The 8,302-nt window shown below is 66.5% G+C and carries 6 protein-coding genes; 4 read left to right on the top strand and 2 right to left on the bottom strand.

Annotation, left to right across the window (positions count from 1 at the left end; genetic code table 11):
* From E3N85_RS06790 to paaZ, 4 genes are all read left to right on the top strand, one after another.
* Positions 1–1,659, top strand: a 1,659-nt coding sequence (locus tag E3N85_RS06790) for a DEAD/DEAH box helicase (protein ID WP_241978355.1), incomplete at its 5' end; no start/stop codon positions are given.
* A gap of 167 nt (positions 1,660–1,826) precedes the next feature.
* Positions 1,827–3,011 (top strand): acetyl-CoA C-acyltransferase, encoded by a 1,185-nt coding sequence (locus tag E3N85_RS06785; RefSeq protein ID WP_134461191.1) that lies wholly within the window; start codon positions 1,827–1,829, stop codon positions 3,009–3,011.
* Complete coding sequence (locus tag E3N85_RS06780) at positions 3,011–3,904, top strand: 3-hydroxyacyl-CoA dehydrogenase family protein (protein ID WP_134461194.1); 894 nt, start codon at positions 3,011–3,013, stop codon at positions 3,902–3,904. The genes E3N85_RS06785 and E3N85_RS06780 overlap by 1 nt, the downstream gene beginning before the upstream one ends.
* A 56-nt stretch (positions 3,905–3,960) precedes the next feature.
* On the top strand, positions 3,961–6,072 hold the full coding sequence (gene paaZ / locus E3N85_RS06775; RefSeq protein ID WP_134461188.1) for a phenylacetic acid degradation bifunctional protein PaaZ: 2,112 nt from the start codon (positions 3,961–3,963) through the stop codon (positions 6,070–6,072).
* A gap of 126 nt (positions 6,073–6,198) precedes the next feature.
* Here paaZ and E3N85_RS06770 read toward each other — a convergent pair whose 3' ends face one another.
* Together E3N85_RS06770 and E3N85_RS06765 are read right to left on the bottom strand one after the other, a co-directional pair.
* The gene (locus tag E3N85_RS06770) at positions 6,199–6,576 is read right to left on the bottom strand and encodes an ATP-dependent DNA ligase (protein WP_174722468.1); all 378 of its coding nucleotides are present in this window, start codon (positions 6,574–6,576) and stop codon (positions 6,199–6,201) included.
* A gap of 128 nt (positions 6,577–6,704) precedes the next feature.
* Positions 6,705–7,871, bottom strand: coding sequence for a low temperature requirement protein A (locus E3N85_RS06765; RefSeq protein ID WP_166783887.1), 1,167 nt, complete (start codon positions 7,869–7,871; stop codon positions 6,705–6,707).
* Between the last annotated feature and the right edge of the window lie 431 nt (positions 7,872–8,302).

Below are 8,302 nucleotides of genomic sequence, written 5' to 3'. Positions count from 1 at the left end.
CGTCCGTCCTATGGTGATCGTGCGCCGCGCACCGATCGTCCGGCCTACAACAATGACCGTCCGGCCCGCACCGAGCGTCCCTCCTACGGCGACCGCAGCAGTGCGCCGCGCACCGAGCGTCCGTCCTATGGTGATCGTGCGCCGCGCACCGACCGTCCGGCCTACAACAATGACCGTCCGGCCTACAACAATGACCGTCCGGCCCGCACCGAGCGTCCGTCCTACGGTGACCGCAGCAGTGCTCCCCGCACCGAGCGTCCGTCCTATGGTGACCGTGCGCCGCGCAGCTTCGAAGACCGCGCCCCGCGTCGTTCCAATGACGACCGGCCGCCCCGTCGCGATTTCGGTAACGACCGTCCCAGCCGTTCCGACGATGGCGACAGCAAGTTCTACCCGAAGCGCAGCGAAAACGGTGCCAAGCCCAGCTTCGCCGGTGGCGACGACGTCGTGCTCGAGCGTCTCGAAGCCATCGCGACGACGGCATCCGATGTCGTCGGTGTGACCTTCGGTGACCTGGGTCTCGGCGAGAACATCGTGCGTGAGCTCGCCGCCCTCGGCGCTCCGTCGCCCTTCCCGATCCAGGCTGCGACCATCCCCGACGTGCTCGCCGGGCGCGATGTGCTCGGCCGCGGCAAGACCGGATCCGGCAAGACCATCGCCTTCGGCGCTCCCCTGGTGGAGAAGCTCATGGAGAACAACGGCGCCAAGGACCGCAAGATGGCCCGCAAGCCTCGCGCGCTCATCCTGGCCCCGACCCGTGAGCTCGCGCTGCAGATCGACCGGACCGTGCAGCCCATTGCCCGCAGCGTCGGCCTGTTCACCACCCAGATCTACGGAGGCGTTCCTCAGTACCGCCAGGTCAGCGCCCTCCAGCGCGGCGTGGACATCATCATCGGCACCGCCGGCCGCATTGAAGACCTCATCGACCAGGGTCGTCTCGACCTGTCCGAAGTCGTCGTCACCGTGCTTGACGAGGCCGACTACATGTGCGACCTCGGGTTCCTTGAGCCGGTCCAGCGCATCCTGCGCCAGACCAAAGCCGGCGGCCAGAAGCTGCTCTTCTCCGCCACCCTCGACAAGGGCGTCGCCTCGCTGGTCAAAGAATTCCTGACCAACCCGGCCGTGCACGAGGTCGCCGGTGAGGACCAGTCCTCCTCCACGATCGACCACCGCGTGCTCGTCATCGAGCACCGCGACAAGGGTCGTATCATTGAAGAGCTCGTCAACCGCGACGGCAAAACGCTCATCTTCAGCCGCACCCGCGCCTACGCTGAGCAGCTCGCCGACCAGCTCGAGGATGCCGGCGTCAAGGCAACGAGCCTGCACGGTGACCTCAACCAGGCTCGTCGCACTCGCAACCTGCAGATGCTCACGAGCGGCCGGGTCAACGTGCTCGTCGCAACAGATGTCGCCGCTCGCGGAATCCACGTCGACGACATCGACCTGGTCATCCAGGCTGACGCCCCCGACGAGTACAAGACGTACCTCCACCGCGCGGGACGCACCGGCCGTGCCGGCAAGACCGGAACCGTCGTGACGCTCATTCCCAAGCAGCGCAAGCGCCGCATGGACGAGCTGCTCGACCGTGCCGAGATCGATGCAAGCTACACCTCCGCCACCCCCGGTGACGCAGCTGTGCGCGAACTGGCCAATATCTAGCATTCGTTTGATCTGTAAAGGGGCACCCGCCGTTCGGCGGGTGCCCCTTGTGCGTGCCGCGCGGGTTGTGCGAACCCACCCGAATCTGCCAGAATTACTTCCCGAACGATCGGTAGCTTATTCGTCGTTCCCGCACGCGCACGCAGACACCGTCGTCAGGAGAGAATATGGCCGAGGCCTACCTTGTTGGAGGAGCACGCACCCCCGTTGGCCGGTACGGCGGCATGTTGGCCACAGTTCGTCCCGATGACCTAGCCGCGCTCGTCGTCGGCGAGGCCGTGCGGCGCGCCGGTATCGACCCGGGCCTGATCGAAGAGATCATCTTCGGCGCCGCCACCCAGGCCGGAGAAGACAACCGCAACGTCGCCCGCATGGCCGGGCTGCTCGCCGGACTGCCCGACCACGTGCCGGGCATCACCGTCAACCGGCTCTGTGCCTCCGGAATGTCGGCGATCACCATGGCCGCGCAGGCCATCCGTGCCGGTGATGCTGATCTGTGCGTCGCCGGTGGCGTCGAATCGATGACCCGCGCCCCCTGGGTGCAGGGCAGACCCGATCGTGCCTGGGCCAAGCCCGGCGCCCAGTTCGACACGTCCATCGGCTGGCGCTTCGTGAATCCTAAACTCGCGGCCCGCGACAAGGCCACCTTTTCCATGTCGGAGACGGCTGAAGAGGTCGCCCGGCTCGACGGAATCACCCGTTCAGAAGCGGATGCTTTTGCCCTTCGCAGCCACCAGCGCGCCGCCGCCGCGATTGACGCCGGCCACTTCGTCGAGGAGATCGTCGGCGTTCCCACCCAGAAGGGCGAGGTGCTCGTCGACGAGGGCCTGCGCCGCGACACCAGCCTCGGGGGACTCGCCGCCCTGCCCCCGATCGTTGCCGGCGGCTCTATCGTCACGGCCGGCAACGCGAGTTCGCTCAACGATGGTGCCTCGGCGATTCTCGTGGCGAGCGGTGAGGCCGTCAGACGTCACGGCCTCACGCCGCGGGCCCGCATCGTGGTCGGAGCCAGTGTTGGGTTGGCCCCGGAGATCATGGGCCTCGGCCCGGTCGCCGCCACCCAGCGTGCCCTCGACCGCAGCGGGCTGACCATCGCCGACCTCGGGGCTGTCGAACTCAACGAAGCTTTCGCCACCCAGTCGATCGCGTGTATCCGCCGCCTCGGCCTCGACGACGAGACCGTCAACCGTAGCGGTGGCGCTATCGCGCTGGGGCATCCGCTCGGATCGAGTGGAGCTCGCCTCGTCGTCACCCTGCTCGCCCGCATGGAGCGGGAAAACGCCCAGCACGGCCTCGCCACCATGTGCGTCGGTGTCGGCCAGGGCTCGGCCCTCATTTTGGAGCGTGTGTGATGTCTGTGTCTGAACTTGAGATCGGTGATCGTGGAGAGTCGGGGGTGCCCGCCCGGGTCGGCGTGCTCGGCGGCGGGCGCATGGGCGCCGGAATTGCGCACGCGTTCCTGCTGGCCGGAGCCCACGTGGCACTCGTTGAACGCAACAACACCGAGGCGACGGCCGCCCGCGAACGCGTGCTGCGCGCCGTCGAGGCGAGCATTACCCGCGGTGCAACCGGCGAGACCCGCCCGGAACTGGAAGCTCGCCTCGCCGTCGGCGCCGATTTCGGTCTGTTCCGTGACCGGGAACTCGTCGTCGAGGCCGTTCCCGAGGTGCGCGCACTCAAGATCGAGGCCCTGCAAAAGGTCGAGGTGCAGCTAGCCGACGACGCGGCCCTCGCCAGCAACACCTCGTCGATCTCGATCAACGACCTCGCCGATGAGCTTCAGCGCCCGGCGCGCTTTCTCGGCCTGCACTTCTTCAACCCCGTGCCCGCCTCGAACCTGGTCGAACTTGTCACCGGCAGCGCCACCTCGCCCGAACTGGTAGCGGATGCCCGAAACTGGGTGTCTGCGCTCGGCAAGACACCGATTACCGTCCGCGATGCGCCCGGCTTCGCCTCCTCTCGGCTGGGAGTGGCCCTCGGACTCGAGGCCATCCGCATGCTCGAGGAGGGCGTCGCGAGCGCCTCGGATATTGATGCCGCGATGATGCTCGGCTACAAGCATCCGGTGGGGCCGTTGAAGCTGACCGACCTGGTCGGTCTCGATGTGCGTCTCGGTATCGCCGAGTACCTGCACCAGCAACTCGGTGCTCGCTTCGAACCTCCGGCGCTGCTGCGCAGGCTCGTCGGCGAGGGCAAGCTGGGCCGCAAGTCCGGCCAGGGCTTCTACCGCTGGGACGAATCCTGATGCCCGCCCGCACCGCGGCCCCGCTCGCACCGCGCACGCACCACAAAGGAGGCCCCATGACGACCATTCTGCCCAGCTACGTGCAGGGCGCCTGGTGGACGCCACCCGACGAAGACGCCTTCGCTGCCGACGTCTGTGACGCCTCGACGGGTGAGGTCGTCACCCGTGTCAGCACGCAGGGCCTCGACCTCGCCGCGGCGCTCGACTACGCGCGCACGGTCGGCCAACGGAAGCTCGGCGAGCTCACCTTTCACCAGCGTGCCGTGCTGCTCAAGCAGATGGCACTGCTGCTGACCGAGCGCAAGCCGGAGCTGTACGCGCTGTCGAGCCGCACCGGCGCCACCACGGTGGACTCCTGGATCGACATCGACGGCGGCATCGGCGTGCTGTTCAGCTACTCCTCGAAGGGCCGCCGGGAGCTGCCGAATGCCCGCGTCTACGTTGACGGGCCGGTCGAGCAGCTCTCCAAGGACGGGTCCTTCATCGCCCGCCACATCTACTCGCGCCTGCCCGGTGTTGCCGTGCAGATCAACGCGTTCAACTTTCCGGTCTGGGGCGCCCTCGAGAAGTTCGCGCCGGCCTTCCTGGCCGGCGTGCCCACCGTGGTCAAGCCCGCGACACCCTCCGGCTACCTCGCCGAGGCGTTCGTGCGCATCCTCGTCGACTCCGGCCTGCTTCCGGAGGGTTCGCTGCAGCTCGTCTCCGGCAGTGTGCCGACCCTGTTCGACGACGTGCGCCTCGGCGACATCGTCGCCTTCACCGGATCGGCCTCCACCGCCGAGAAGCTGCGTGCGAGCGACTCGGTGCAGACCGGGGGAGTGCGTTTCACCAACGAGACCGATTCGATCAACGCGTCGATTCTCGGAACGGATGCCGCCACCGGCACTCCCGAATTCGATGCGTTCGTCAAGCAGGTCGTCGCCGAGATGACGGTCAAGGCCGGCCAGAAGTGCACGGCCATTCGCCGCGTTATCGTGCCGCGCGCGGCCATGGACGACGTCGTCGCGGCAGTGCAGGCTCGTCTTAGCGAACGCGTCGTACTCGGCGACCCCCGCGCCGAGGGCGTTACCATGGGACCGCTCGCGTCGACCGCGCAGCGCCTCGAAGTGCTCAAGCAGGTGGGCCGCCTGCAGGCCGCCGGCGGCGATCTGGTCGTCGGCAGCACGGATGCCCCGGCCGTGTTGCACGCGGACGGCACGACCGCCGTTGCTCCCGACGGCGCCTTCGTCGAGCCATTGTTGCTGCGCTTTGACGACGCTTCGGTCGCCGCCGTGCACGAGGTTGAAGCCTTCGGCCCGGTCTCCAGCGTGCTCGGCTACGACACCCTCGATGAGGCAATCGCCCTGGTGCGCCGTGGCGGCGGGTCGCTCGTGACCAGCATTGCCACGCACGACCCCGAGGTTGCCGTCACCCTGATGACTGGAATCTCCGCCTTCAACGGACGCGTGCTCGTGCTCGACCGCGACGATGCACGCACCTCAACCGGGCACGGTTCGCCGGTACCGCAGCTCGTGCACGGCGGCCCCGGCCGGGCCGGCGGCGGTGAGGAGCTCGGCGGCATCCGTGCGGTACTGCACCACATGCAGCGCACCGCCATCCAGGGTTCGCCCGAGATGCTCACGGCCATCACCGGAATCTGGCACCAGGGCGCGTCTGCGCAGACCGGCGGCACGCATCCGTTCAGGAAGAGTCTTGCTGAGCTCGTGATTGGCGATCAGATCAAGTCGGACTCGCGCACGGTGACCCTCGAGGACATCGAGACCTTCGCCCAGTTCACCGGGGATACCTTCTACGCCCACATGGACGAGGCGGCGGCCGCGGCCAACCCGTTCTTCCCGGGCCGGGTGGCGCACGGCTACCTGCTGGTTTCTTGGGCCGCCGGCCTGTTCGTCGATCCGGCGCCCGGGCCGGTGCTGGCGAACTCCGGCCTCGAGAACCTGCGGTTTGTGACGCCGGTCTCGCCCGGTGACAGCATCCGCGTTGCGCTCACCGCGAAGCAGATCACGCCGCGTGAAACCGACGAGTACGGCGAGGTGCGCTGGGATGCCGTGCTGACCAATCAAAACGATGAACTCGTCGCGTCCTACGACGTGCTGACCCTGGTCGCGAAGCACGGGGCCGGTCACATTCGAGAAGCGGGCTCGCGCACCGTGCGGGCCCGCTTATGAACCTGACCAACCAGGGGCGAAGATTTGACGGCAGTTTCTGTGCACTCGAATTGGTCCCGATTGACCCTGCCATCGCCGTACAGAACACCATCGTGCTCTGCTGACGGCACTGTCTAAGCGACGGGTCTAGACCATCGCGGTGTCGGTGCGAGCGGCCGTTCGAGCGTCGATTGTCGTCTTCGGTCGCCCTGCAAGAGTGGTGACGGGCAGCGAATCGGCCTCGCTGACGATGGCGAGTCCCTGAGCGCTGTTGGCTAAGCGGCTGAGGTCCTCGATCCACTGCCGGTTGATCGCGGCGGCGTGCCCGCCGGCGTACTTGAAATACAGCGGGATCGCTGGGTTCAGCCAGATCGAGCTACGACCGGAACCGGCCCCCGCGGCATCCTGCCAGGACAGAAGAAAACTTTCGCCCCGTCGCAGTTTCTGCACGATCACGAGTTGCAGGTGTGCGAGGGTGCGATCTTCGATCTCCACAACGACGCGGTCATACGTGAGAGAACCCATGATTGCCTTTCTGATCGAGTCAGCGATATCGCCGATATCAGTATCTCGGATGTGTTCAGGGCGCACTAGAGGCCAACGTCCCCACCTCCTCCTGCATCCGCCGGTCTGCGCCAAGCACCGGCATTCGCTTAGCCGGCGTCGTCGTCGGTCGTGCCGGCGCGCACGCGCGCAACCGTTTCCCACGCCGCGACGGTGACCAGAATGAACGAGGTCGCCGCGCCCAGCCCGAGTGGAGTCATGACCGCTGACGCCGTACCGGCCACAGCGAGCAGCGCGACCCCGATAAAGTGCGATCCGAGCACGGTGCCCGTGACAATCCAGCGAAAGAGCAGCAGCCCCACCAGATAGAACAGCGGCCCGCCCACGATGGTGACGGCCACCGGAAGCGTCATGGCCTCCTCCGGGTGGTCCAGCACCGACTTGTCCGCGACCGAGGTGAGCACGATTCCCGCGATGATGATCGCGTGCACGTAGGTGTAGGCCAGCCGGGCGATTCGACCCGGCTCGCTCGATGCTGAAATCGCCTTGCTTCCGGCGCGCTCGCCGTGATCGAAATAGAGCCACCACATGGCGACGCCGGTCAGAAAGGCGTGGAACAACCCGAACATTCCACCAGCGGATGCCTCCTGGTCGACAAAAGCGAACCCGGTCACCAAAAAAGACTCACCGATGGCAATGATCACGAACAGGGCGCTGCGTTCCGCGATGTGGGGCCCGGAAACGTCCCAGTCATCGACGCCTGGCGCCTTGAGCCCGGGAATGCGAAACCCGAGGCTCGCCGAACCGTACTCAATCGCGAGGGCGATTAGCCAGGCCGGCAAACGAAATGCCAGCGGCAGCAGGGCCCCGACAATCCAGAACATGCCAGCGACCGAGAGCCACAACAAGATGCGCAGAAAGGTCGCGTGCAGAGCGGGATCGTGCCGGGCGAGGGCGAGCACCATGAAGAGCGTGCGGCCCAGTTGCAGGGCAACATAGGCGACGGCAAAGACCAGGCCCTGATCATCAAACGAATCATAGATCGACGTGCTGACGACGAGGCCCACGAGGGAGAGCCCAATGACGACGCCGCGCACCGGAAGCATGGCCGGGTCGAGCCAGTTGGTCACCCAGGTGGTGTACACCCACACCCACCACAGGGCAAGCACGAGAATGATCCACTCCAACGCACCGACCCAGGACTGGTTGGCATAGAGGTACCGCGAAAGCTGCGTCAGTGCGAAGACGAAGATGAGATCGAAGAATAACTCGATGTAGGTGACCCGGTCGCTGCGTTCGGTATCGTCCGGCCGCAACAGGCTCCGCCGAAACCCCAGGCGTAAAATCCACGCGCGATGCTTAAGCGGATACTGCTGTATCGTCTTCCCTGATCGGCTCACGTCCCCAGTCTCTACCGTCCACCCCGGCATTCGCCCATCTATTTTCCATCCCATTTGCGGTTTAAACGCTTATTCCGGGGAGGGTCCATCTTCTGTCGTGGCCTTGCCTTACCCCTGAGGCCCGGGCGGAGGTTGGGCGGCTGGGCGCGTGATCAATCGTGCGCCGGGTTGCCGTTCCTGCGCCGGGCCCGCGCGGGCCGGTCTTTAGTGGTGGGGAAGTGGCTGTGGTGACGCGACACGCCCGGGTGGGGGGCGTTTTGACGGGTGGGCGGTGGGACCGTAATGTATCTATACGTACCCCAAAGGTGCGGAAAGCCGCAGTGCTTTTCGGCCTCACGTGGGACCGT

This window comes from Cryobacterium sp. Hz9 (assembly GCF_004402825.1).
GTDB lineage: Bacteria > Actinomycetota > Actinomycetes > Actinomycetales > Microbacteriaceae > Cryobacterium > Cryobacterium gelidum.
Note: the sequence above shows the minus strand (reverse complement) of the source record. Positions and strands in the feature narration are given on the sequence as shown.